We start from the raw sequence: 25069 nt of genomic DNA on the forward strand, positions 1-25069 counted from the left end.
TCTGGTTCTGGTTCTGGTTCTGTAGATGATGAAACCACAACCGATTCAAGCGGTGCCTCAGATTTCTTCTCTTCCGGTGCATCTTTCGAAAGCCACTCTATTAGTTTGGCGTGCAATAATTCAAAGTTGATGGGTTTGGCAAGATGCTCGTTCATCCCCGCTTCACGACACGCTGCCACGTCGTGGGCATCCGTGTTTGCCGTCATAGCAAGTATCGGCAAGGTTTTCATGCCTAGCTCCTGACGAATGGTCTTGGTTGCGGACACCCCATCAACCACCGGCATCTGCATATCCATCAAGATCAAATCAACGTGATGTTCTTTAACCATCTCAATGGCTTCTGCACCGTTGTCTGCCACCAGCACACTGATTGGCAAGGTTTCCATCGCTCCCAGTGCCACTTCCTGATTGATCAGGTTATCTTCAACCAACAACACGACCTTATCCCTGATGGCCATTTCATGTTCAGGAACATCTTCCAGCTCCAGCTCTGGCAGGTCTTGGCGACCATTTTTGATCGGTTTGATGGTGCGTACTTCTTCCGTCAACGAACGCATAAATTTCGATGGAAGCACAGGCATGGTGACCCAGTTGAACGCGAAGTTCGGTCTAGCATCAGGAATATCCAAACAGTGTTTCTTTCCGCAAAGCAGAAGGACGGATTGAGCTCGTGACAGGCTATTGAATATGGTTGAAATACTGGATTTCATCTCTGGTGTAATCAGATCCCAGTCCACGACAACATGCTCATAAACCCCGCGCTCGATGTTCTGCTTGCTGTGCTCAATGTCGTCGACATCCCGGCATTGACTGACATTGGCACCAGCAAAAACCAGTGGCTCTTTCATGTTGTTGCGGAGGGTAGAATTTGGCGACACGATGAGTACGCTTTTGGCCGTAAGCGAACGCGCCCAGGCTCCACCGAGTTTTGAGGTTTCACGCAGCCCGGACTGACAAGGCAGCGTGAAGGAAAATACACTGCCTTCCCCCAAGCGGCTATCAGCCTGCAACTCGCCTCCCATCAGCGACACCAATTCACGGGCCAGTGTTAATCCCAGTCCACGACCACCATGCTCCCGCGATGAGGAATTGTCTGACTGCGAAAAAGGCTGGAAAAGGTTATCCAAATCCTTTCTGCGGATCCCAACCCCGGTGTCACGAATCGTAAAGCGTATTTTAACGTCAGAGTCCCGACAGGATTCGAGCGTGACAGAGAGTGTGACTTCTCCGCTGTCGGTAAACTTCACCGCATTATCACCCAACGCCATGAGCACCTGAGTGAGGCGCACAGAGTCCGCATCTATAATCTTTGGAATCGCCATATCGAGGTTGACGCAAAACAGCACATCTTTTTCCTGAGCCCGTTCGCCCAGGGTGTCTGCCACCGGTGTCAGGATAGTTTCGAGGTTACACTCAACCCATTCAATGTGAAGGTTACCTGCTTTGACATTGGTGAAATCCAACACTTCATTGACCGCATCAAGCAATGAGTTAGCCGCACTGATGACGCGCTTGATATACCGTTGCTGTTTCCCTTCAAGGCCACTGTCCATCGCCAACTGAGACATCCCCAATATGGCGTTTAAGGGTGTTCTTAGCTCATGGGACATGTTGGAAAGAAAATCTCGCTTCGCCTGATGTGCCACGCTGGCGGAGCGTTTTGCGATAGAGAGGTCTTTTTCGGTCTGGCGGATCTTCTGGCGCTGATCTTTGACTTGGGCCTGCAGGCCTTTGATGGTGACAGCCCCACGGACCACAATCACTAACAGTATAAGAATGATACCGGTAAGCAGCGGCAGCAGGCTGACCCCCTCCCCCGTCGGCGGAAGCGAAGTGGCAGATAGATAGCCATGATCTTTTTCCGCTCGCACGGATATCGGCAGCAAGGTGAGTACCACCATAACGAAAGCGCGGGCTCGTGCTGTGCTCAACACGCTGCCCGCCCTTGCAATAAGTTCTGAGATAAGCTTTCCAGTGAACGCTGATACGCCCAAAAAACTGTCGTTGTTCATAGGTTTTGATCTGCTCGCCGTTGGCACATTACAAACATTTTTACCGTACGTCTGTGCGCACGCTGTAACTGCATGTCTCAATTAAAATAATGTGACTCACAATTGGAACATTATTAAGAGTAGACCTAGGATTGAAGAAGTGGAAAGTGATTCAGGATCCCGTAAATGGTGTCACCGGAAAACAACGCAAAGAAACGCGCAACCATATTGGTCGTCGATGATACGCCTGAAAATCTTGTGTTCGTGAGCGAGATGCTCAAGAACGATTATGAAGTCAAGGCAGCAACCAACGGCCAAACAGCTCTCGCTATCGTTGAAAAATTTTCCATTGATCTGATTCTTTTGGATGTTGTCATGCCTGGCATGGACGGCTACGAAGTCTGCCGTCAGATCAAAGCCAAAAAAGGCGGTGGCGATATTCCAGTTATCTTCCTGACTTCTAAGTCAAAAGCGGAAGATCAGGAATTTGGTTTTTCTGTGGGTGCAGCTGACTACATCAAAAAGCCTCTCAGTCCGCCTATCACGATGGCGCGCATCCGCATCCATCTAGAGAACAAAGCGTCTAAAGACTTCCTGCATGATCAAAATGAGTTTTTGGAAGCGGAAGTTCAGCGTCGGGTTAAAGAACTCAGTGTTATTCAGGATGTCACTATCAATGCACTCGCAAGCCTGGCGGAAACACGCGATCAGGAAACCGGTAATCACATCGTCCGTACCCAGTACTATGTAAAAATCCTTGCAGACCAACTCTACCTGCGTGGTAAATATCCTGACATAGTGACGCCCGAGTACGTCACCATGGTGTTCAAAACCGCACCGCTTCACGACATCGGCAAAGTCGGTATTCCAGATGCTATCTTGCTAAAACCCGGCAAGCTGACGGCAGAAGAATTCGACATCATGAAAACGCACGCCAAACTTGGCTACGACGCGATAGTGAAAGCGGAGGAAGAAGTAGACGCGCATTATCCATTCCTGAGCGCAGCGAAAGAAATCGCCTACGGTCACCATGAAAAGTGGGATGGCTCTGGCTATCCGCAAGGCTTAGCTGGCGAAGACATTCCGCTCAGTGCGCGGTTAATGGCGGTTGCTGATGTGTTTGATGCGTTGGTCAGTAAGCGTATTTACAAATCTGCAATGACCAACGACGAGGCGTTTGACATTATTCGGGAAGGCAGAGGATCGCATTTCGACCCTCTGTTAGTCGATATCATGTTTGAAATGCAGGCAGACTTTATAAAGATCGCAGAGACTTACAAAGACTGAACGCCGAGGATTAATCAGCCCACAGCCAACCAAACACCTACACCCATCATCAATGAGCCCGCGATGCGGTTCATCATTCGCACATTACCGCTTTTTTGCAGGAAGTGGCGCAGCGTGCGGCCGCCCGAAGCATAAAGTAGTAAACAGCCAAACTCTGTCAGCAGGATGATGCCAATCAGCACGGAAAGCTGAGGTGGCAACGCCAAAGAAGGGTTAATGAACGGTGGCAACAGGGAAATCATAAACGCCCAGCCTTTCGGGTTGGCAATGGCAGTCACGAAGCCTTGCATTGCCAGCGTCAGTCGAGACGTATCTGAATTTGAAGTGAAGTCCTGCGGAATCGCCATTTTCCCTTTAGATAGCCACATCTGGACACCAAGGTAAAACAGGTATGCGCCACCCAGATACTTCAGAATCGCAAACAGCTCTGGGTAATTGAGCATGATCGCCGCTACGCCAGCAACGGATGCCAGCGAAACCAAGCCCACACCAATCAACTCTCCCCACATCATGTGAAGACTACGACGTACACCAATACTCATGCCTAGCGTCATTGCTAGGGTCATGCACATACCCGGCGTGACCGATACAAAAAAGAATGTTGGAATAAACACCGCCAACATGGCGATATCAACTGCAGATGCCACTTCATCTCCGGACATAACAAGCATAAAGAAGCGTAGTAGAAACTGGAGACGTTACAGCGTCAAGAAGGAGTTATCCAATTAAGCCAAAAATCAACATGGCTGAAGGGGCTAGAAGAGATAGACAGCTCCTGAGTTGGTGGCACTATTATCCGTGGGATCACCGTTGATGTCTAAGGCAGAAGAAGATTCAAGGTCGGCACTGATCGCGATACGCGAGCCATCTTCACTCAAGGCGATAGAAGCCCCGAAATTATCTTCATCATCTGAGGTGGTTCCTTTGAGGTAATGGCTGAAAGTCCACACTGAATTATCATAACGATAGACAGCAACTGAGCCAGTATTTGTGTTCGAGTTATCGGTTTGTTCCCCATCTATACCAATAGCGTTTGAGTCATCCCCTGCCGATGCAATAACAAGCGTTCCTCCATCACCGCTTAACGCCACCGACTCTCCAAAACGGTCAAAACTGTCTGCGTTTTCCATTTTAATGAATGCTTCTTGCGTCCAACTTCCGGCACTATATCTAAACACGTAAGCTGCGCCGGAGTTACTTGCTGCATTATTGGACTGGTCGCCATTGACCCCAGAACCATCAGAATCTTCGTAAAACGAAGTCGCAACCAGCACGGTTCCGTCCTGATTAAGATCGACTAAATTACCAAACCTGTCACCATTTCCGGTGTTAGAGGCTTTAATGTAAGATTCCTGCTGCCACCCTAATGCCAAATCGTAACGAAAAACATAAACGGCTCCCGCGTTAACTGCATCGTTATTTGACTGGTCTCCATCTATGCCAGTGGTGTCTGAGTCTTCTGACCATGCGCCCGATGCAATGGTGTTTCCATCACCACTTATCGCTAAACCAAAACAAAAAGTGTCATTTTCCTCAGTATTAGATGCCTTGATGTAAGCGTCTTGAGCCCAATGACTGCCATCAAACCGAAAAACATAAACTGCTCCCGAATTTGAAGCCAAATTGTTGGAGCCATCACCATCGATGCCCATCGCATTTGAGTCTTCATTTCTTGCACATACTGCAAACGTATTACCATCCCCACTCAGTTGGCCAGAATTCCCAAACGCATCCCTCGAACCCGAGTTGGATGGCTTGATGTAAGCTTGCTGGCTCCAAGCACCAGCTGAATACCGAAAGACGTAAGCTGCACCATTGCCATCTCCACTATTGTCAGAAGCATCGCTATTGACGCTATTCGTTGAAGAGTCTTCGCCTGGGGCGGTGACTGACAGAGTGTTTCCATCTGCGCTAAGCGAGACGCTCTTACCAAAGTAGTCCCCACTATCTAGTATCGAGGGTTTGATATATGCTTGCTTCGACCAGACACCACCTTGTCGTCGATAGACATACACTGCACCAGAACTGGCTGATGAATTATCTGCTTCATCTCCATTCACTCCGGTTGCATTTGAGCTTTCATTGGCCGCACCGACCGCTAGCGTGTTGCCATCTTCACTCAGTGCAATTGATGACCCATACTCGTCCAGACTCTCTGCATTTGATGCTTTGATGTATCCAATAAGCTGATTTGCTACTGTGTTTACAATAGAAATTTCGTTTGAATCTTTCTGTAATCCACCTCGGGAGGCTCTTATAAAATAATCACTTTGAACAGCGCTCAGAGCTCCACCAATATCGACTTTCAGTCTCTGTGCATTGGTGACAGACGCGAGTTCCAAACATCCTTGACTCTCAGAGGGATCTTTCTGGCATATGGAGTAGGAAATGGGGGACTCATTATTTTCTCCTGCAGCCTCCCACTCAAATTCCACCCTACCAATATAAGCAGTTGGGGAAGAAGAATTGGCAGGAGAAACCGAGATAATGTTAAAGGCACTTAAAGTCGATGAGCTTGCTTCATCCTTGGGCTTACTTCTCTCTTGCCAGAGCACTAAGTCGGGACAACCCGTCAGCATAAATACTGTCAGCAACACCCCCACACGCAAAAGCATGAAAAGAGAGGAAGCCAGAGTACAGCGAGGGCGAATCAAAATGGTCTGAAGCATTCCCAAAAACTAAAGAGACGATATTCAAGCGTATTACTCTAAATGTAGACCCACCATGAAAACACATGGCTCACATTTGAATCAAAAAGTCTCGAGCTGAGATAGCAGTATGGAATACCCCATAGCAAAATATGGTCTTACTGATACACAGTAAAAAGCCTCCTATGAAGGAGGCTTTCAGTTTTACGCAAACACCAAATCTTAGCCGTAAACCAACTCTGGCAACCAAGTCGCCAATGACGGCCAGTAAGCCAGCATCATCAGCACCAGAATCTGGATAGCAATAAACGGCATCACACCACGATAAATATCCATGGTTGAGATGGAGTTAGGCGCTACCCCACGTAGGTAGAACAGCGAGAAACCAAACGGCGGCGTCAGGAATGACGTTTGCAGGTTCAGCGCGATCATGATACCCAGCCAAACGGGGTCCACACCCATGGTCAGCAGGATTGGCGCAACAATCGGGATCACCACGAAAGTGATTTCGATGAAATCAAGGAAGAAGCCCAACAGGAACAGCACCAGCATGACCAGCAGCATCGCACCAAACACACCACCTGGAAGACCAGTGAGGAAGTCGCGAACAATGTCGTCACCACCAAAGCCACGGAACACCAGCGCAAATAGAGACGCACCAATCAGGATCATAAAGACCATGGCCGTGACTTCTGTGGTAGTGCGCATCACTTCCTTGAGGATAGCGATGTTAAACATGCGCTTACTGGCCGCAAGAATGATGGCCCCCACGGAACCCACAGACGCCGCTTCTGTTGGTGTAGCTACACCTGTCAGGATCGAGCCCAATACGAGCACAATCAGAAGCACTGGCGGGATCAATACGGTCAGTACCTGAACGAAGAGTTCTTTGCTGACCTTACGATCTTCTTCTGGAATAGGTGGCACTCGATGCGGTTGTAAAATCGCAATACCAATCAGGTACACAATGTACAGCCCCACCAGTACAAACCCCGGGATCAGCGCGCCAAGGAACAAATCACCCACAGTCACGCTTTCTGGCGAGAAGATACCCTGATCAAGCTGCGCTTGTTGGTAAGCCGATGAAATCACATCGCCGAGCAGAACCAGCACAATCGATGGCGGGATAATCTGCCCCAATGTTCCAGAGGCACAAATCGTTCCCGTTGCGATACGGGGGCAATAGCCACGTTTCATCATCGAAGGTAATGACAGTAAGCCCATGGTTACCACGGTGGCACCCACGATACCGGTACTCGCCGCCAGCAGCATACCTACGATGGTGACGGATATACCCAAGCCACCAGCTAATCCGCCAAACACCTGCCCCATGGTATCGAGCAAGTCTTCTGCGATTTTAGATTTCTCCAGCATCACACCCATAAAGACGAACAGGGGAATGGCCACTAACAGTTCATTAGAAAGGGTGCCGGAAATACGGTTGGGAATGGCTTCAAGAAACGCAGGATCAAAGGTTCCTGTGATTGCACCGATAAAGGCAAATAACAACGCCGAACCACCCAGCGTAAATGCGACAGGGTAGCCCACCAGCAGTACGCCGAAGGTAAACAGGAAAAGAAACAGTGCGAGGAACTCGGTCATAGTGCGTGCTCCTCATCATGTTCTTCCAACTGCTTCGCCAAGTCCTGATGACCTGTCAGCGTTAGTAGTGCTTTCAGCGCTTCCGCAAAGCCTTGGAGCAGCACAAGCGCTGGCATAATAAGAATGCTGGTTTTAAAGATATAGCGGGCATCTACGCCGCCGGCTTCCTGAGAACCTTCCATGATCGACCATGATGCAGCCACATAATCCCAAGCGATATAGAAAATAAACACACAGGTAGGAAGCAATAAAAGTAAAAAGCCAAACAAGTCCACCCATGCTTTTTTCTTGTCAGACATTGGGCGGTAGAAAATATCCACGCGAACGTGAGCGCCTTTGAGCAACGCATAAGCGGCACCCAGCATAATCACGTAGTTATGAAAATAGAGAACGGACTCCTGCATAAACACTGAGCCCGTGTTAAACACATAACGCATCACCACCACCACGAAGGTGATAAGCACAATTGCCAACACGAACCAGGAAACGAAGCGACCCGTCCAATCACTGAATCGATTGATCCCTTTAATCAGGGAAATCAGAAAAGGAGAAGCGGTTTCCATACTACAACTCTTACTTAAGCCCTTAGGGCTTTTGTTTTTATGAGGATATTGAAAAAGGCAGCACCGGATGATGCTGCCTGTTCAACATTATTGCGGGTTACGGGCGTTCAGCATGGCTTGCTCAGAAATGGCATGCCAGTCAATTGCCTGATCGCGGAATGATTTGTAAGAGTCGTAAACCTTCTTACTGATTTCATCCACTTCTGCCTGCTCAGCAACCACTTCATCAGCCACTGCCTGCAGTTGAGTCAGCACTTCTTGTGGGTATGGACGAAGTTCAACTTTGTGCTCGTTCACCAGGCTTTCCAGCGCTGCGTTGTTGCGTGCAGTGAATTCAGCCAGCATGTCGGCATTCGCTACACGGGTTGCCGCCAGAACAATAGATTGCAGATCTTTTGGCAGCTTCTCAAATGCTTGCTTGTTGATCAGCGCTTCCAGCGTTGTACCTGGCTCGTGCCACCCTGGGTAGTAGTAGTACTTCGCCGCTTTGTGCAGACCAAATGCCAAATCGTTGTATGGACCTACCCACTCAGTCGCGTCAATCGCGCCAGATTGCAGAGATGGGAAGATTTCGCCGCCCGGCAGCAGGACAGGCGTACCGCCTACACGCTTCAACACTTCACCACCCAGACCAGGGATACGCATTTTCAGGCCTTCAAGGTCACTGATTTGGTTGATTTCTTTGTTGAACCAGCCACCCATTTGTACGCCAGTGTTACCCGCTGGCATAGGGATGATGCCGAATGGTTCGTAAGCTTCCGCCCACAGTTCCAGACCACCACCGTTGTAGATCCAGCCGTTCATTTCCTGCGCGGTCAGACCAAATGGTACTGCTGCGAAAAATTGACCTGCCGGCGCTTTACCTTTCCAGTAGTAGCCAGCGCCATGGCCCATTTCGGCAGTACCACGTGATACTGCATCAAACACATCCAGTGCACCCACCAGTTCGCCGGCACCGTACACTTTCACTTCCAGGCGACCGTCACTCATTTCAGTGATCAGCTCAGCCAGGTTGTTTGCGCCCGTTCCCAAACCAGGGAAGTTCTTCGGCCAGGTGGTGACCATTTTCCAGGTTACTTTTTCTTGCGCAGCGGGTGCAGCATCAGCTGCCGCTTCCTGCTTTTGCTCACCACAACCTGCCATGAACACACTGAGTGCTACTGCGGCGGTGGCGAGGAACGAACGACGTTTCAACATGATTTCAGTCTCCTTGCTCGAAATGGCGGTAACAACAGGCAACGCGGAAAGTTGCAAAAGATAGGTGCAGGCTGCCTGTTCAATCCGTGGCTATCTCACTAACTATGCAGTTAACGAGATGTTGCAATAACTTTACTCATTATGCGCCTAGGCAAGTAGCTTCATCACAAGGTAGTTTGAAGTCGGTCAAACAATGATCAGGTTTTATTTAACCTTCTGATAGATAACTCCCTATGTAGCCTCCTAATTGCGTGCTACCACGCACTGTTTTTAGGGATTTCACCTTGTTTAAAATGTACAAAAAAGCCCCTATTCTCAGGGGCTCAATTTTGTTAACTAAAAGCTTGTTTCAAACTCTGCACACGTCGGAAGATAAGCCAATCGATGCATAAAATTGCAACCACTGACAAGCCAGCGAGCGGAAACAACAGACAGATGGCAATCAGGGTTGTCGCTCCGACCACCCAAAAACCACCACCAGCCACGACAGGTGGCGCTCCCAGTTTGCGTGAACCGTTCGGACGGCGCTTCCACCACATAACACCACCGGTGATCGATATGGCGATAAAGGCAAGACAGAAGAATACATTCAGCGCTTTATTGATGATGCTGATATCCCCCTGATGCAATGCAATCCCTGCCGCCATTGCTTTTGCCATCCAGTTGTAATCTGCAAAGGTAATATCTGCCAGCACTTCACCACTGTATTGGTCTATGTGCATGGTTCTGTCTTGCGTTGGGTCGGTGATATCCCCACTCATGGTGTTCGCCGACAAGGTATATACCCCTGTATCCGACTTCGGAAACTTCAGCTTATAGTGGGTAAAACCCACTTCCTTAGCCAAGGTCACAACCTGATCGATGCTCACATCCGCAGAGTACTTACGTTCCACGTTGGGCTCAGGTGCGCCATGACCACCGTGATCAGAGCTCGGTACTGGCGTTTGCTCGAGGTTCCAGGGCATTTCCTCTTCAGAGCCATGATTAAGCATCTTATGGGTGATCACCGATTCAGGCGCGTTTTTAGAGCGTTCAGCTGGGAAGCTGCCCCAAGGCTGAACAATTTTTCCGCCCCAGATACCCGCCCAGGCAAGACCAGACAATACAAACAGCAGTAATACCACGGATAAAGCACCACCAAGATTGGCATGCAAGTCCCGCATGAAAATGCGCGAACCGCTGTCGGTTCGGATCTTAAGAAAACCAGCTCGGCTTGCCGCGTCTTTCGGCCACCAGAGGTAAATCCCTGACACCAAAAGCAGAATCATAAAACTGGCGGCAGTTTCAATCAGTCGATCACCTAAGTCACCAATAAGTAGTGTGCCGTGAATATCGTTCGCCAGCTCATACCAACTGTCGCTGCGGTCGATTGTCCCTGTCACTTCCGCTGTATACGGGTTCACTAAGGCAAAACGGGTTTCACCGCTTGGTAATTGAATGGAAAAACGGCTGACAGTATCTGCGGTTCGCGCTGGAATAAATTGCGTCACCGTGGCTTCTGGAAACGCCTGATTTACCGCATTGAGCTGTTCAGAAGGTTGCATTGGTTGTCCGCTGGCCTGAACCGTGAACATGTCTCCGTAGCGTGCAGATTCAATCTCATCATCAAACAGCATGACAAGACCGGTAATACTCAGCATCAACATAAAGGGAATAACGAAAAGTCCGGCATAGAAGTGCCATCGCCAAGCAGTGAAATATCGCGCTTTTTGGGCAGGCGCAGCCGCTGTGTTGGTTTCACTAACCATGGTTAGTTTTCCTTTCTCATAAGCAAACACACCGCAAAACACGCAGTGCATTTTGATAGATGACTTTACTCAGTGGGCTAAGCGCCCTAATTATTTTTGTTTTAGAACACTCCGGCCCTCAGCAACTACAGCTGTATGTGGGCTTGGAGATTATGAGAGTGAGAAAGGTGGGGCGCGGGCTATGGGAGATTCAAACTTTACCCTTTGAGCCAATAAAGAGTAGTGCTGATTCCCCACGAATTTTACGTGAGTATGAGTGTCTGTGGCGGTGAGTGTAAGGTGATGGCTAAAAGAGAAATGGCTGAACGGACAAGGCTTTCCGTGATGCTTTCCTTCACCGCTGGTTTCTTCCCCTTCAACCTGAACCAGCTTAAAGCCATTAACAGTACAGAGTGTTTCCCAGACGCCAGCATTGCTGCCATGGGCATTTATCACAGGCATCAGTGAGACCAGCACCCAACTTAAGGCGCTTGCCAACAACATCATTCGTTTAAATGACGCCCTCACATACCCATCCTGCTTGTGAATATAAGCCACAAAATATATATCACTAAGTGTATTGATGCAGTGAGTCAGTATGAAAAGAAAGCAATTGATGTGAGGTGAGTTAAAAAACAGGTTACAAGCCCGCAAAGATTGGGTATTCCTACCAGCTCAAGCCATTCCCAAATCCCTTATCAATCACTTATCCCCACAATATACGTTTAGACGTCTAGCCGTAAAAATATCTATTGACTTATTTTGAGACAATAAATAGCATCAAACACCAGATAGCTCCAAAAACCCCATAACAATCGCTATCTTTTTTACCTTTTATTAACACGATTTTTGTCCAGGAAGGCCTATGATCGAAATAAAACAGGTTAACAAGGAGTTCAAACAGGGTGATCAGACGATCCATGCCCTGCTCGATATTGACCTCCATATTCCACAGGGCAGAATTTTTGGTGTTATTGGTGCATCAGGTGCGGGTAAAAGTACGCTGATCCGCATCGTCAACCTGCTGGAACGCCCAACCTCCGGGAAAGTCGTTGTCGATGGCGTTGAACTCACCGCTCTGTCTCAATCGGAACTGACCCGTGAGCGCCAGAAAATCGGTATGATTTTCCAGCACTTCAACCTGCTTTCCTCCCGCACTGTGTTTAACAATGTGGCACTTCCTCTGGAACTAGCAGGCAAAGATAAACAACATATTCAACGCAAAGTGACTGAGCTGCTGGATTTGGTCGGTCTGAGCGATAAACACCAGAGCTATCCCTCGAATCTCAGCGGCGGTCAAAAGCAGCGTGTGGCCATTGCGCGCGCGTTAGCAAGCGACCCAAAAGTACTACTGTGTGACGAAGCCACCAGCGCATTGGATCCGGCGACGACCCACTCCATCCTGAATCTATTGCAGACCATCAACCAGAAGCTGGGTTTGACCATTCTTCTCATCACCCACGAAATGGACGTGGTGAAGCGCATCTGTCACGAAGTGGCAATCATTGGTGGCGGTGAGTTGGTAGAGAAAGGTCCTGTGGGTGATATCTTCGCTCATCCGAAAACAGAACTGGCACGCACCTTTATCCGTGCCACGTTGGATCTTTCCATCCCGCAGGATTACGAAGAGCGGCTACAACCTCAGAGTGATGGTCATTTACCGCCACTGGTTCGCCTTGAGTTCACTGGCGCCAGTGTCGATGCCCCGCTTATCAGCCAGGTATCACGAAAGTTCAATATCGACATCAGCATCCTGAGTTCTGACATGGACTACGCTGGCGGCGTGAAATTTGGCCTGATGCTGGCTGAGTTCTTTGGCGACGAAGAGAACGTCAACCACGCGCTGACTTACCTGAAAGATCACAACATCAACATCGAGGTGCTGGGCTATGTCGCTTAATATTGCTGCTGTTTCAGGTTGGTTTGCTGAAAACGAACGCCTTGTTGGCCTGTTGATTGATGCTTTGGGCCAGACCCTCACCATGGTCTTTGTCTCCGGTGCGATTGGTTTCCTGTTTGGTATTCCTTTGGGAGTGCTGCTGCACCTCACCAAGCCTCGCGGCCTGTTGGAAAACGCGGCATTGAATAAATCCATTGGCATCATCGTCAATATTGGCCGCTCAATCCCTTTCATTATTTTGCTGGTCGCCATCATCCCCTTTACACGCTTCATCATGGGAACGTCTATCGGTACAGGTGCAGCGATTGTTCCCCTCACTGTCGGTGCGATTCCGTTTATCGCCCGTCTGGTTGAGGGTGCATTGCTGGAAGTGCCGTCAGGTTTGGTCGAGGCAGCTCAGGCAATGGGTGCAACACCACTACAAATTATCCGCAAAGTCCTTCTGCCAGAAGCGCTGCCGGGCATATTGAACGGCGCAACCATTACCTTCGTAACGCTGGTGAGCTACTCCGCCATGGCAGGTGCCGTAGGTGGTGGCGGTCTGGGCGATGTGGGTATCCGATACGGCTACCAACGATTTGACGGCACCGTCATGCTGATCACCGTGGTGATGCTGGTGATATTGGTACAAATGATTCAGTCAGCTGGCGACTACTTCGTGAAGCGGGTTGACCACAGATAAAAAACGGATGGGACACCATCCGGATAAATGGAAATTCTGAATTTTAAGGAGATACGTGATGACTTTTACACTCAAGAAAATTGCTGCAGCTGTTGGCCTTGCTTCTACTCTGGTTCTGACCGGCTGTGGTCAGGAAGAGACGGTTGATCTGACGAAAGTAAAAATTGGCGTTATTGCCGGTGCTGAAGAGCAAGTGGCTGAAGTCGCAGCAAAAGTTGCGAAAGAGAAATACGGCCTGGATGTTGAACTGGTGACTTTCTCTGACTACGTCACGCCAAACGCCGCGCTGGATGAAGGCTCAATCGATGCAAACGCATTCCAGCACAAGCCATACCTTGACCAGCAGATTTCTGACCGCGGTTACAAGTTCGAAATCGCGGGTAACACGCTGGTTTACCCAATTGCTGGTTACTCAACCAAAGTGACTTCTGTTGAGCAGCTGGAAGACGGCGCACAGATCGCTGTACCTAACGACCCAACCAACCTTGGCCGTTCACTGCTGCTGCTTGAGCAACAAGGTCTGATTGAAGTGAAAGACGAAGCGGGCCTGAAAGCGACAGTTCTGGATATCACGGCGAACCCTAAAAACCTGAAAATCGTAGAACTGGAAGCCGCTCAACTACCACGCTCTCTGGAAGATGTTTCACTGGCAATCATCAACACCACCTTCGCTAGCGAAATCAACCTGTCACCAGAGAAAGACGGCATCTTCGTTGAAGACAAAGAGTCTCCATACGTCAACCTGATTGTTGCCCGTGCTAACAATGTGACTGCGCAAAACGTGCAACAGTTCGTGCAGTCTTACCAGACTGACGAAGTGTACAACGCAGCCTCTGAAATCTTTGATGGCGGCGCGGTAAAAGGCTGGTAATTTGCCCACCTCTGATCATTAAGTGATGTTAAGAAGCCTGTGAAATTTCACAGGCTTTTTTCTATCTATTGAGGCCTGTTGACGCTAACAACCTGATACACTGCATTTCCACAACGGATGACTTTGAGCGAACATGGACTTTCTCTCTACCATTGGCCTTTTCATTGGCTCCCTGATTGCCAATACCCTCGCCTCTTTGGCTGGCGGCGGTGCGGGGCTTTTACAACTTCCCCTGTTGTTATTTCTCGGTCTCGGCTTTTCTGTTGCACTGGCAACCCACAAAGTGGCCTCTGTGGCGCTTGGACTTGGTGCGGCGCTCAAGCATTGGCGTAGTGGCAACCTCGACCCTAAACTCACTCTTTACGTGACATTGGCTGGCGCTGCCGGGGTGATCGGTGGTGCCAATCTCATTCTTTTTGTTCCGGGTCCTTTAGCCGAAGGGTTGCTGGGTGGGTTCATCATCTTGCTGGGTGTTTACTCACGGATGCGCAAAACACTCGGGCAGGAAGCAGAGCCCAAACACCGCGATACGATGGGCATGGTTCTAGGTTGCTTAGGACTCAGCGCAATCGGCTTGCTGAACGGTTCCCTCACCGCGGGCACAGGTCTGTTCGTCACACTGTTTTTGGTTCGCTGGTTTGGCTTCGATTACAAGCAGGCTGTCGCACTGACTTTGGTGAGCGTAGGGATATTCTGGAACGGATTGGGTGCAGCAACACTGGCAATTGCCGGCGCGGAGATTTACTGGCCGTGGATCCCTGCACTCCTGGTGGGTTCTATTTTAGGTGGTTACCTCGGTGCTTACCTCGCCGACAAATACAGCAACAAGATGATAAAAATTGCGTTTGAGCTGCTGACCTTTGCAGTAGGTATCAAGCTTTTGTGGGGCGTGTTATGAACAAAGTCAATATCGAGATTTATTACTGCCGCCAGTGCAACTGGATGTTGCGCGCGACCTGGATGTCTCAGGAGTTGCTTTCCACCTTTAGCGAGGAAGTGGAGAGTTTAACCCTGCACCCCGACACAGGTGGCAGGTTTGAAATTCACTGCAATGGCGAATTGATTTGGGAGCGCAAGCGAGACGGCGGTTTTCCTGAAGCCAAAGTGCTGAAACAACGCGTTCGCGATGTGTTCGATCCAGACCGAGATCTGGGGCACGTCGACCGTTAACCTGCGCTTCAAACGAGTATGCCAGCTGACATTTTAGTCAGCCAGCATACCGTACATCACAATGCTGTTGTAGCTGACCACGCCCAGCACTTTACCACCGTCAATCACTGGCGCACGGCTGATACCAAATCGTTCAAACAGACGGGCACAGTATTTAACGTTCATGTCCGGTGCCACATGAAGAGCCGGTTTGGTCATGATTTCGTAGACGTTTACCCGCTCCGGCGAGCGATTTTGTGACAGCACTTTCTTGGCGATGTCGTTCATCAATACCAGACCAAATTCATCGTCTTCATCGCGCTTTTTCACGATGAGTGCTTTCACTTCCTTATCACGGGCAATACGGATCGCTTCGGCAACCGTCGTCAGTCCATCAATTAGCGCATAGTCGTCCTTCATAACATCGCAGACTCTTTTGGTCACTTTCATAACTCATCCTCAATCTTGCTGCTCAATTCCTGCACTTGATGCGCTACCCCAACGGCATCTTCTACGTCTAGCTGCACCGCAATACCTGTTCCTGATGACGCATCAAACTCCCCCACCTCATTGATCGTTTCAAGAATGGAGCGAGCTAAATGTTCTTCTACCAAAAACAATAAGACATCCCGCTGAACATCGAGGGTTAATCCGAAGAAGGTTTTCTTTTTCGTTAATCCTTCCCCTCGCGCATTGTTAATCACTGTCGCACCTGTGGCTCCTGCCGTTCTGGCGGCGTCCAAAACCGCATCGGTTTTAGAGTCCTCAATGAAGGCTACAATCAGTTTGAATCGCATTATGATTCCCTCGTATTTTCTTCGGTGGTGCCGCGTTTCGCCGCCCACTCTGTTAACTGCGCGTATCCCATGACAGTGATCATCGGGAACAAACTGGCAAAGGCAATCAAGCCAAAGCCATCAATTAAAGGGCTTCTGCCCGGAACCGTCGAAGCCAGTCCCAGGCCAAGGGCGGTAACCAAAGGCACGGTCACCGTCGACGTCGTCACACCGCCGGAGTCATAAGCCAGCGGCACGATAAATTTCGGGGCATAGAAGGTTTGAATCACCACCACCACGTATCCGGCAATGATGTAGTAATGAATCGGATCGCCAGCCACGATGCGATAGCAGCCAAGGGAAATGCCTATCGCTACCCCAATTGCCACTGAGAAACGTAAACCATTCACACTGATTGCCCCACCAGAAACCTGCTCCGCTTTGATAGCAACCGCAATGAGTGAAGGTTCGGCCACTGTGGTACTGAAACCAATGGCTGCGGCGAAGATGTAAACCCAATAGTAGTGCTGCCAGGAGAAGTTCTCGGGAATGCTCTCTCCTTCGCCAAACAGAAATGCGGGTGCCGTCAGCTGAACGGCCATCGATTCACCTAATGGGAAGAGCGCCATCTCCAACCCCATTAAGAACAATGACAAACCAAGAATGACGTAGATAAAGCCAAAGAGGATTTTCTTCAGATTCACAACCGGTTTTCGCAGCACGGCAAACTGAAAACCGAAAATGATGCAGACAATCGGAATCACATCCCGAATGGTCGAGAGTAAGGTGTCGATAAAGGTCGGAATGAGGGTAGACAATACATTCATGTTGCCACCATCCCGTACACCATGACGAAAATCATTGGCGAGAGCGACGCAAAAGCTATCAAGCCAAAGCCGTCCACCATGGGGTTGCGTCCTTTAATCACAGTGGCAAGTCCAACGCCTAGCGCAGTCACCAAAGGCACAGTGATGGTCGATGTGGTCACGCCACCTGAGTCATAGGCAATACCGATGATGTAGCGCGGCGCGAATGCCGTCATGATCACCACCAGAATGTAGCCGCCGATGATGATGCGGTGAATGGGCCAGCCTTTTAGAATACGCAGCACGCCAAGCACAATGGCAAAGCCTACAGAGAGTGCGACCGTGATACGAAGCCCATTGGCATAGGAAGATTGCGCTTCTTCGGTCATCGCAATCATACCGCCTTCAGCGGCAACTTCTGCTGCTTCAGCAGCTACCGCCGTCAAAGCGGGTTCAGCGATGGTGGTTCCAAACCCCAACAAGAAAGCAAACACCACCAGCCAGAAAACACTGCCTTTTCGCGCCAGTGAGTGAGCCATAGATTCGCCGATGGGAAACAACCCCATTTCCAGACCGAAAACAAAGAAAGTCAGCCCCATCACGACCAACACCAGTCCAATTAAGATGGACAGTGAATCCGGCAAAGGCTGCTGTAAAACAATGATTTGAAAAAAGCCGATCACAAGAATGATAGGAAGTAGATCCTTCAAGCTCCCTAGCATTGAGGTCAGCAATGCGGTAAGTCCCTTCACACTCTCTCCAGAGAAAACGCCCAGACGAAAAGCCCGGCACGATAAATGCGCCAATTGATGAAATTGCGGTGAGGAGTTAGTTAATTTAACCCTGAGTCAGTGTATAGAAATTTGCCAATCCACAATGTCTATAGGGTGATAAAGCTAACAAGGTTTTCGTGAATTTCTTCATTAACTTCACCATCGGGCTGATCAAATAACCGATTGAATGCATACTGTTTAGTAACACCCCAACTAGGATGATCCTCATGCAGATTCTCGTGACAGGCGGAACCGGACTTATCGGACGCGCGTTGATCCCCAAGCTCGAACATCACGAAATCACCGTACTGACCCGTTCGCCAGAGAAAGCACGTCATGTTTTGCCATCGAAGGTGCACTTGATAAAAAACATCGACGAGATTGAAGACTTCAGTCAGTTTGATGCGATCATCAATCTTGCAGGTGAACCTATCGTTGATAAGCGATGGAGCGAGCAGCAGAAAGGGATTATCTGCGCCAGCCGTTGGGGGATTACAGAACAACTGGTGCAGCGCATTTTAGAAGCCGATGCGCCGCCTCATACCTTTATCAGTGGCTCTGCGGTTGGCTACTACAGCGATCAAGGTGACAAGATCATTGACGAATCACTCACGGTTGATGCTACCGATTTCGCGCATTCTGTCTGCTCGAACTGGGAAAAAATCGCCATGCGCGCCGACTCGGATAAGACCCGGGTATGTATCCTACGTACTGGTATTGTGCTTAGTAAAAGCGGCGGTGCATTGAAGAAAATGCTGCTGCCGTATCAATTCGGCATGGGTGGGCCAATCGGTGACGGCAAGCAATACTTCCCGTGGATACACATTGATGACATGGTGGGTGGCATCATTCATTTATTGGAACATGCTGATACCCGTGGCGCCTTCAACCTGACCGCACCTGAGCCTGTCACCAACAAGGTGTTCAGCCAAACTCTTGCTGCAACGCTCAAGCGCCCGCATTTTATGTTTACGCCCAAGCTTGCGATATCACTGATGCTGGGTGAAGCAGGTCAGCTTCTTTTTGACAGCCAGCGCGCAGTGCCCAGAGCTCTGGAAAACAGTGGCTACAGTTTCCAGTACCCGTCTGTGGGTCCTGCACTGGAAAACATTTTGCGCTGATAACTCCCGCTTGAGGAAAAGAAAGGCACGCTGAAATGCGTGCCTTTTTTCATTTGTCTGACTGCTATTTTTTGAGCGGCTCTAACAAGCCCCGAAGCATCCAGGCTACTGTCAGGAAGACCAGTCCAACAGCCAATGTCGGCAAGCTCAACCAGACCTCAGGATGCAAGCGTACCGGTAGCTCAACGCCCCACTTCAACAAACCTGCCATTGCAAGTTCTGCCCCACCAACAGCCATACAGCCGGATACCAGCGCCATAATGCCGTATTCCGCCCAAAGCGTGGTGTTGATGCGCTTTTTGCTCGCCCCCAGCGTTCGGTACAACATGATTTCACGCTGGCGCTCTGCAAGGGTAATCCTGAGAAGGGTTAGGAGAAGCAATAAACCACTGGCCACCGCCAACCCAGCCAATACTGACAGTGACAGGCTCACTTGCTTGAGAATCACCTGAATCCTTCCACTCATGGTGCGCAAGTCCAGCAGTGTGACCGTTTGGTAGTCACGCCCAAGCTGATTGAGGATGTCGCTCTGACTATCTTCAAGTCGGAAACTGACCAACCAGTTTGCAGGTAAGTTCTCCACTAATGCAGGGTCGAAAATGAAGTAGAAGTTGGGCTTCATGTTGCGCCATTCCACATCACGAATCGAGTTCACTTCCGCCGTAAATTCCTGACTGTTGACGTTAAACGTCAGCTCATCACCAAGGCGAAGCCCCAACCTTTCTGCAATGCCGGATTCAACTGAAACCCCTCCTTCGCTTGGCCATGAGCCTTCCAGCACTTCGTTATGGGTTGGCAAGGTGTCGCGCCAGGTGAAGTTGAGCTCGCGACGAAGCGCTTCATCCCGCTCTTCCCTGTCTGGCGTCAAGTCAGCATAACGCTGGCCATTCAGACCAACCAAACGACCTCGGATAATCGGATAGGCTTCCGAACGTTCCAGATTGTTCGCATCCAGCCTGCCGACGTAATCATCCAACTCGCTTTTCGCGATGTTCAGCGCGAACACATTCGGAGCGTTCTGTGGCAGGGTTTGCTGCCAATCGGCAAGTAAGTCGGTACGAAGCAACCAGATAATCGAAAGCAGCATGAATGACGTTGCTAACGCGCCAAGCTGCGCGCCACTTGATGCCGGATTTCGTGTTATTCGGCTGAGCGCCAGTTTGAATGCAGGCTGTTTAACGCGTTTCTGCGCGACTTTCAGTACCATTACGCCAATCGCCGCCAGAAGGCTGAGCATCACCACCAAGGCCGCCAATACCAGCCAAAGCAAACGGTTATCGTATGACCATGCCACCAGCGCAAGAATTGGCACTGCTGCCAGTAACCAACTCCAAGGATTCTTCCGCGCGCGCACGGCACTTTGTTCCTGCAACACACTCATAGCAGGCGCTTCAATCAACCGAATCAGAGGAATACCCAGTGCCGGAAGTGCCACCAGCAAAGCCACCATAGGACCGAGCACCCAAGGCAGATACCCATAACTCGGCAAAGGCGACGGAAGCACATCTGCCAGCGGTAAACGCAGCAAATATTCAAGCGCAGCACCGAAACCCAAGCCAAGCACAGTTGCCATCAGCATCAGCATGAGGAGCTGTCTACCAAGCCAACGTCTCACCCAACTGCGCTGTGCACCAAGGCTTTTCACCATGGCAAGCGTCTGGGTACGGCTATCCACATAATGCTGACAAGTCAGGAGTAAGGTGGCCGCAGCCATAATGATGACCAACACCACAGTCAAAGAGAGGTAACCGCGACTCCTATCCAGCATGTCGCCCGTGCGATCCCCGGTATTTTCATCGATCCAACGTTGTCCGTCGATCGGCGTATAAGCGGTCTTTACTGCTTCAAGGTCACTGCTGTCACCACGGAAGAAATAGCGATAACTCACCCTGCTTCCCGGACGCACGACACCTGCTGCAGAGACATCACTCAAGTGCATCATCGCCGCCGGCATTTGGCTGAACGGATTAAAGGACAGCTCAGGCTCAGAAATGATTTTACCGCTGACTGTGAGGGTTAAATCACCCACATCAACTTTATCGCCCAAACCCACATCAAGTAGCGTGAACAGACGTTCTTCCAGCCAAAGTTCACCGGGTTTGACGCTGTCTTGCATCGCATCCGCACTTTCCAACTCCAAAGCGCCACGAAGCGGATAGTTACTTTCTACCGCTTTCACGCTGATGAGCTGCATTTCATTGTCGCTGAATGCCATGGTGCCAAAACGCGTTTGGTCAGAGCGCTCAACATCAATACTGTCAAAGTTTTGCAGTGTTTGCGGTGCCAGAGGCTGATTACTTCTCAGCACCAAGTCAGCGGCCAGCATGGAACGGCCTTGCTGAGTCAGAACAGATTCAATACGCCCTGCCAATGCAGACAATGCAAACACACAGGCGATAATCAGTGCCAGTGCCGCAACGACAGGCCAAAGCTGTCCGTGGAAGAGTTCGCGCCAAGCCCAGCGCCAGACAAGAGTTTTTCTCATGCAGCCCCCGCCAGTTCGCCTGCGTTAAGGTGCAAGGTACGGTGGCATTTCTCTGCCAGTGCCGGGTCATGCGTCACAAGGATCAAGGTGGTGCCGTGGTCACGGTTGAGCGAGAAAAGCAGGTCGATGACCGTTGCTGCGGTATGCTGGTCGAGATTACCAGTTGGTTCATCGGCGAACAGAACATTCGGGCGTGTCATAAAAGCGCGGGCAATCGCCACACGTTGTTGCTCACCGCCAGAAAGCTGGGAAGGTAAGTGGGTTTCGCGCCCTTTTAGCCCGACCGACGCCAGAAGCTCAAGCGCCCGTTCTTCGTCTTCATCATCACCACGAATGGTACAAGGAAGAAGCACATTCTCCAATGCGGTCAGGGAAGGTACCAGCAGGAAACTTTGGAAAACGAAACCGATAGACTCGGCCCGAAGGGCTGCTCTGGCATCATCATCGAGCTGGCTTAAAGGCTTGCCCAAAAGCTCAATTTCGCCGGCCGACGGTGTATCTAAACCAGCAAGCAATGTCATAAGCGTGGATTTTCCTGCGCCGGAAACCCCAACTAAAGCAATACTTTCGCCCTGCTCGACCTGAAGGGAAACATCCTGCAGAATGGTCAGAGACTGTGCATTCGTCGTCACTGTTTTAGAGACGTTACTGGCCCTGATCACTGGAGTTGTCATGATTCGCATCCTTTCTTTTTGTCTTTTGATTATCAGTCATAGCGCCGCGGCGCAGACGCTTCTTGTACTCGGCGATAGCCTTAGCGCTGGCTACCAGATGGCGATTGAGAAAAGCTGGCCCAGCCTGATTGAGCCTAAGCTGACGGAAACCAGCAAGATCACTTCCGTCGTTAATGCCAGCATTTCCGGCGATACTTCTGGCAACAGTCTCGACAGACTGCCAGCCTTGCTTGAACAGCATTCACCTGACTACGTGCTGATTGAACTGGGTGCTAACGATGGACTGCGAGGATTCCCACCCAAGCAGATACGCAATAACCTGTCCGAATTGATCAGTTTAAGCCAGGAAAATGGCGCGCAGGTGATGTTAATGCAGATCCAGATCCCACCTAACTATGGTCAAAGATACAGCAAGGCTTTTGCTGATATCTATCCGGAATTAAGTAAAGAAATGCAAATTCCACTCATTCCGTTCTTCATGGAGAAGGTGGTTTTAACCGAAGGCTGGATGATGTCAGATGGTCTGCACCCTAAAGACATCGCGCAGCCTTGGATTGCAGAGTTTATGGCAGAACAGATGCTTCCACACATCAAAGAGCAAGGATAAAACAAGAATGAAAAACGCAGTATTGATGACCGGATGTTCGACCGGCATCGGCTATGTCTGTGCCCACGCCCTGGCAAAGCAAGGGTTTGATGTGATTGCATCATGCCGCAAATTAGAAGATGTTGAGCGCCTAAAAGAAGAAGGGCTTACCTGCATTCACCTTGACCTTGCAGACAACGACAGCATTCTCAATGCCGTGGAAGAAGTCAGGGCCATGACTGACGGAAAGGTGATGGGGCTTTTTAACAATGGCGCGTATGGCCAACCTGGCGCGCTGGAAGATTTGCCCACCGACGCATTGAGAAAGCAGTTTGAAACCAACTTCTTTGGCTGGCACACGCTGACCCAAGCTGTGATCCCTATGATGATGGCGAACGGCAAAGGCCGCATTGTTCAAAACAGCTCTGTGCTGGGTTTTGTCGCACTGAAATTCCGCGGCGCATATAACGCCAGTAAATTTGCCGTTGAAGGTTGGACAGATACCCTACGTTTGGAACTCGCAGGCACACCGGTAAAAATCAGCCTGATTGAACCTGGCCCGATTGAAACCCGTTTCCGCGCCAATGCACTGGAAGCGTTTTACAGGTTCATTGATATCGAAAACAGCCGATTCAGAAGCGATTATCTCGCCCAGCAAGATCGTATGGAAAGCGAAAACTCCACCAATAAGTACACTCTGCCTTCGGAGTCGATCATTGCGCCATTGATCCACGCGCTAACCGCGGAAGATCCTAAAGTCCGTTACCGTGTGACCAAGCCAACCCATTACATGGCCTGGTGTAAGCGTCTACTTCCTTCAAAAACGCTCGACAAAATTCTTGCAAAGAGCGGTTAACACCCCAAGTCATACAGATACCACTCACAAAAAGCTGTACACCGGGCAATTTCCGCCCGGTTACTCCCAGAAACGTGACATCAAAACTTTATTTTTGCATTCATCTTTCTGTCATAAATGCACGTTAATCTCTCTCCTGTACCGTGAAACACCTGCCCCCAACTTCCACTTCGATGTGATGCGTGTCGGATCAGGCCGTGAACGGGGATACAAAAAAAGAACAAATACCCCAAAAGGAGCCGGACTATGTCCTTAAGTCAATTGAACTGGCTCTGTTTGAGTGTAACGCTGGCAATATTGCTTGTGTTTTAAGTCAGCGTTTCACATCGACGAGCGCAAAAGAATGAAGGCCACTGGAATTCCAGTGGCCTTTTTCGTTGCCATGTCAGACAACATCCAATCAGTGATTTGATCCAGCAATAATCAATATTTATCGGCGCTTTACCGGATAATGCCTTGAATTTTCATGTTGTCCCCCCCACCTTTACAGCAAAGAACTTCTAACGCTCAGGCGACACTATGCAACCAAATTATATTGTTGAACTTAACGAGCAGAACTTTCAGCAAATCCTGGAAGGCTCCGTTGAAACTCCTGTCCTGATCCACTTCTGGGCACAAATGAGTCCAGAGAGCACCGAGATTGTTCCAGCACTGGAAAAACTGGCACACGAATATGCAGGCGCATTTACGCTGGCATTGCTCAACTGCGAGCAGCAACAAATGCTGGCTTCACAGTTTGGCGTACGTGCTTTGCCAACTATCGCCCTTTTCAGCAACGGCCAGCCTGTTGACGGCATTGCCGGGCCACAGACTGAGGATACCGTGCGTGAAATGCTGGTTCGTCACCTGCCGAGCCAAGACGAAATGACCTTCAAACAGGCACTGGCGTTGATTGCAGAAGGCAATCACGCCGAGGCACTGCCGCTTTTGAAATCTGTGGAAGCCGCGCTGGGTGAAACTGGCGCTCATAAGCTGGCACTGGCAGAGTGTTATGTGGAAGCACAGCAATTCGACGAAGCAGAGGAGCTTCTCGGGAAAGTATTGATGCAAGATCAAGATGCACAATACAAAGCGCTGATGGCCAAAGTGGAACTACATAAGCAAGCAGCAGACACACCAGAGATTCGTGAGCTGCAAGCGGCATTTGAAGCAGATCCGGACAACAAAGATCTGGCCTTTGAACTGGCTATCCAATTTAGTCAGGTTAATCGTCAGGAAGAAGCGCTTGAGCTTTTGCTGGGCATTCTTCGCAAGGACATGAACTTTGGCGACGCTAAGAAGACCATGATGGACATTCTGGCAGCGCTGGGTCAAGGCAACGAAATTGCCAGCCGTTACCGCCGACAGTTATATTCGCTACTCTACTGATTTCCCA

At 49.9% G+C, this 25069-nt stretch carries 24 protein-coding genes; 10 read left to right on the forward strand and 14 right to left on the reverse strand.

Annotation, left to right across the window (positions count from 1 at the left end; translation table 11 throughout):
- On the reverse strand, positions 1–2012 hold a 2012-nt coding region (locus RN22_RS20380), incomplete at its 3' end, for an ATP-binding protein (RefSeq protein ID WP_052737577.1).
- A 165-nt stretch (positions 2013–2177) separates the two neighbouring features.
- Here RN22_RS20380 and RN22_RS20385 point away from each other — a divergent pair.
- Positions 2178–3278, forward strand: a complete 1101-nt coding sequence (locus tag RN22_RS20385) for a two-component system response regulator (RefSeq protein WP_002541319.1) — start codon at positions 2178–2180, stop codon at positions 3276–3278.
- Positions 3279–3292: 14 nt separating this feature from the next.
- Here the strand turns inward: RN22_RS20385 and RN22_RS20390 are convergent, their stop codons facing one another.
- The 7 genes from RN22_RS20390 to RN22_RS24885 form a co-directional block, all read right to left on the reverse strand.
- Positions 3293–3940 carry a LysE family translocator gene (locus RN22_RS20390; protein WP_197076328.1) on the reverse strand — a complete coding sequence of 216 codons (648 nt, stop codon included), beginning with the start codon at positions 3938–3940 and terminating at the stop codon, positions 3293–3295.
- A gap of 93 nt (positions 3941–4033) precedes the next feature.
- Positions 4034–5875 carry an FG-GAP repeat protein gene (locus RN22_RS20395; RefSeq protein WP_231590942.1) on the reverse strand — a complete coding sequence of 614 codons (1842 nt, stop codon included), beginning with the start codon at positions 5873–5875 and terminating at the stop codon, positions 4034–4036.
- 273 nt (positions 5876–6148) lie between these two features.
- Positions 6149–7528 carry a TRAP transporter large permease subunit gene (locus tag RN22_RS20400; protein WP_046307224.1) on the reverse strand — a complete coding sequence of 460 codons (1380 nt, stop codon included), beginning with the start codon at positions 7526–7528 and terminating at the stop codon, positions 6149–6151.
- Positions 7525–8091, reverse strand: a complete 567-nt coding sequence (locus RN22_RS20405; protein ID WP_002541315.1) for a TRAP transporter small permease subunit — start codon at positions 8089–8091, stop codon at positions 7525–7527. The genes RN22_RS20400 and RN22_RS20405 overlap by 4 nt, the downstream gene beginning before the upstream one ends.
- Positions 8092–8178: 87 nt before the next feature.
- Complete coding sequence (locus tag RN22_RS20410; RefSeq protein ID WP_046307226.1) at positions 8179–9288, reverse strand: TRAP transporter substrate-binding protein; 1110 nt, start codon at positions 9286–9288, stop codon at positions 8179–8181.
- A 332-nt stretch (positions 9289–9620) separates the two neighbouring features.
- The gene (locus RN22_RS20415; RefSeq protein ID WP_046307228.1) at positions 9621–11036 is read right to left on the reverse strand and encodes a PepSY domain-containing protein; all 1416 of its coding nucleotides are present in this window, start codon (positions 11034–11036) and stop codon (positions 9621–9623) included.
- Between the two features lie 150 nt (positions 11037–11186).
- Positions 11187–11522: a hypothetical protein gene (locus tag RN22_RS24885; RefSeq protein WP_082111448.1), complete on the reverse strand. Its 336-nt coding sequence runs from the start codon at positions 11520–11522 to the stop codon at positions 11187–11189.
- Between the two features lie 358 nt (positions 11523–11880).
- Here RN22_RS24885 and metN point away from each other — a divergent pair, with 358 nt between their 5' ends.
- From metN to RN22_RS20445, 5 genes are all read left to right on the forward strand, one after another.
- Positions 11881–12915, forward strand: a complete 1035-nt coding sequence (gene metN / locus RN22_RS20425; RefSeq protein WP_002541311.1) for a methionine ABC transporter ATP-binding protein MetN — start codon at positions 11881–11883, stop codon at positions 12913–12915.
- Positions 12905–13597, forward strand: coding sequence for a methionine ABC transporter permease (locus tag RN22_RS20430; RefSeq protein ID WP_046307232.1), 693 nt, complete (start codon positions 12905–12907; stop codon positions 13595–13597). Before metN ends, RN22_RS20430 begins: the two co-directional genes overlap by 11 nt.
- A 58-nt stretch (positions 13598–13655) precedes the next feature.
- Positions 13656–14468 (forward strand): MetQ/NlpA family lipoprotein, encoded by an 813-nt coding sequence (locus tag RN22_RS20435; RefSeq protein WP_002541309.1) that lies wholly within the window; start codon positions 13656–13658, stop codon positions 14466–14468.
- Positions 14469–14601: 133 nt separating this feature from the next.
- Positions 14602–15366, forward strand: a complete 765-nt coding sequence (locus RN22_RS20440; protein WP_002541308.1) for a sulfite exporter TauE/SafE family protein — start codon at positions 14602–14604, stop codon at positions 15364–15366.
- Positions 15363–15638, forward strand: a complete 276-nt coding sequence (locus tag RN22_RS20445; RefSeq protein WP_002541307.1) for a SelT/SelW/SelH family protein — start codon at positions 15363–15365, stop codon at positions 15636–15638. The genes RN22_RS20440 and RN22_RS20445 overlap by 4 nt, the downstream gene beginning before the upstream one ends.
- A 33-nt stretch (positions 15639–15671) precedes the next feature.
- Here the strand turns inward: RN22_RS20445 and RN22_RS20450 are convergent, their stop codons facing one another.
- The 4 genes from RN22_RS20450 to RN22_RS20465 are packed head-to-tail and all read right to left on the reverse strand — an operon-like array spanning position 15672 to position 17951.
- Entirely contained in the window at positions 15672–16067 is a 396-nt protein-coding gene (locus RN22_RS20450) for a CBS domain-containing protein (protein WP_046307235.1), read from the reverse strand.
- Positions 16064–16414, reverse strand: a complete 351-nt coding sequence (locus RN22_RS20455; protein WP_002541305.1) for a P-II family nitrogen regulator — start codon at positions 16412–16414, stop codon at positions 16064–16066. The genes RN22_RS20450 and RN22_RS20455 overlap by 4 nt, the downstream gene beginning before the upstream one ends.
- The gene (locus RN22_RS20460; RefSeq protein WP_002541304.1) at positions 16414–17220 is read right to left on the reverse strand and encodes a DUF1538 domain-containing protein; all 807 of its coding nucleotides are present in this window, start codon (positions 17218–17220) and stop codon (positions 16414–16416) included. Before RN22_RS20460 ends, RN22_RS20455 begins: the two co-directional genes overlap by 1 nt.
- On the reverse strand, positions 17217–17951 hold the full coding sequence (locus RN22_RS20465; protein WP_046307237.1) for a DUF1538 domain-containing protein: 735 nt from the start codon (positions 17949–17951) through the stop codon (positions 17217–17219). Before RN22_RS20465 ends, RN22_RS20460 begins: the two co-directional genes overlap by 4 nt.
- 248 nt (positions 17952–18199) lie before the next feature.
- Here RN22_RS20465 and RN22_RS20470 point away from each other — a divergent pair, with 248 nt between their 5' ends.
- Complete coding sequence (locus tag RN22_RS20470) at positions 18200–19093, forward strand: TIGR01777 family oxidoreductase (RefSeq protein WP_046307239.1); 894 nt, start codon at positions 18200–18202, stop codon at positions 19091–19093.
- A gap of 64 nt (positions 19094–19157) precedes the next feature.
- On the opposite strand, the gene RN22_RS20475 is transcribed toward RN22_RS20470, so the two are convergent.
- Positions 19158–21578, reverse strand: a complete 2421-nt coding sequence (locus RN22_RS20475) for an ABC transporter permease (RefSeq protein ID WP_046307241.1) — start codon at positions 21576–21578, stop codon at positions 19158–19160.
- Complete coding sequence (locus tag RN22_RS20480; RefSeq protein ID WP_002541299.1) at positions 21575–22252, reverse strand: ABC transporter ATP-binding protein; 678 nt, start codon at positions 22250–22252, stop codon at positions 21575–21577. The genes RN22_RS20475 and RN22_RS20480 overlap by 4 nt, the downstream gene beginning before the upstream one ends.
- Between RN22_RS20480 and tesA the strand changes: the two genes are divergently transcribed.
- From tesA to RN22_RS20495, 3 genes are all read left to right on the forward strand, one after another.
- Positions 22251–22859, forward strand: a complete 609-nt coding sequence (tesA, locus tag RN22_RS20485) for a multifunctional acyl-CoA thioesterase I/protease I/lysophospholipase L1 (protein ID WP_046307243.1) — start codon at positions 22251–22253, stop codon at positions 22857–22859. The two genes, RN22_RS20480 and tesA, sit on opposite strands and share 2 nt — an antisense overlap.
- Before the next feature lie 7 nt (positions 22860–22866).
- Positions 22867–23694: an SDR family oxidoreductase gene (locus RN22_RS20490; protein ID WP_046307245.1), complete on the forward strand. Its 828-nt coding sequence runs from the start codon at positions 22867–22869 to the stop codon at positions 23692–23694.
- A gap of 519 nt (positions 23695–24213) precedes the next feature.
- Entirely contained in the window at positions 24214–25062 is an 849-nt protein-coding gene (locus tag RN22_RS20495; RefSeq protein WP_046307247.1) for a co-chaperone YbbN, read from the forward strand.
- Positions 25063–25069 lie beyond the last annotated feature (7 nt).

The organism is Grimontia sp. AD028 (assembly GCF_000973155.1).
Classification (GTDB): domain Bacteria; phylum Pseudomonadota; class Gammaproteobacteria; order Enterobacterales; family Vibrionaceae; genus Enterovibrio; species Enterovibrio indicus.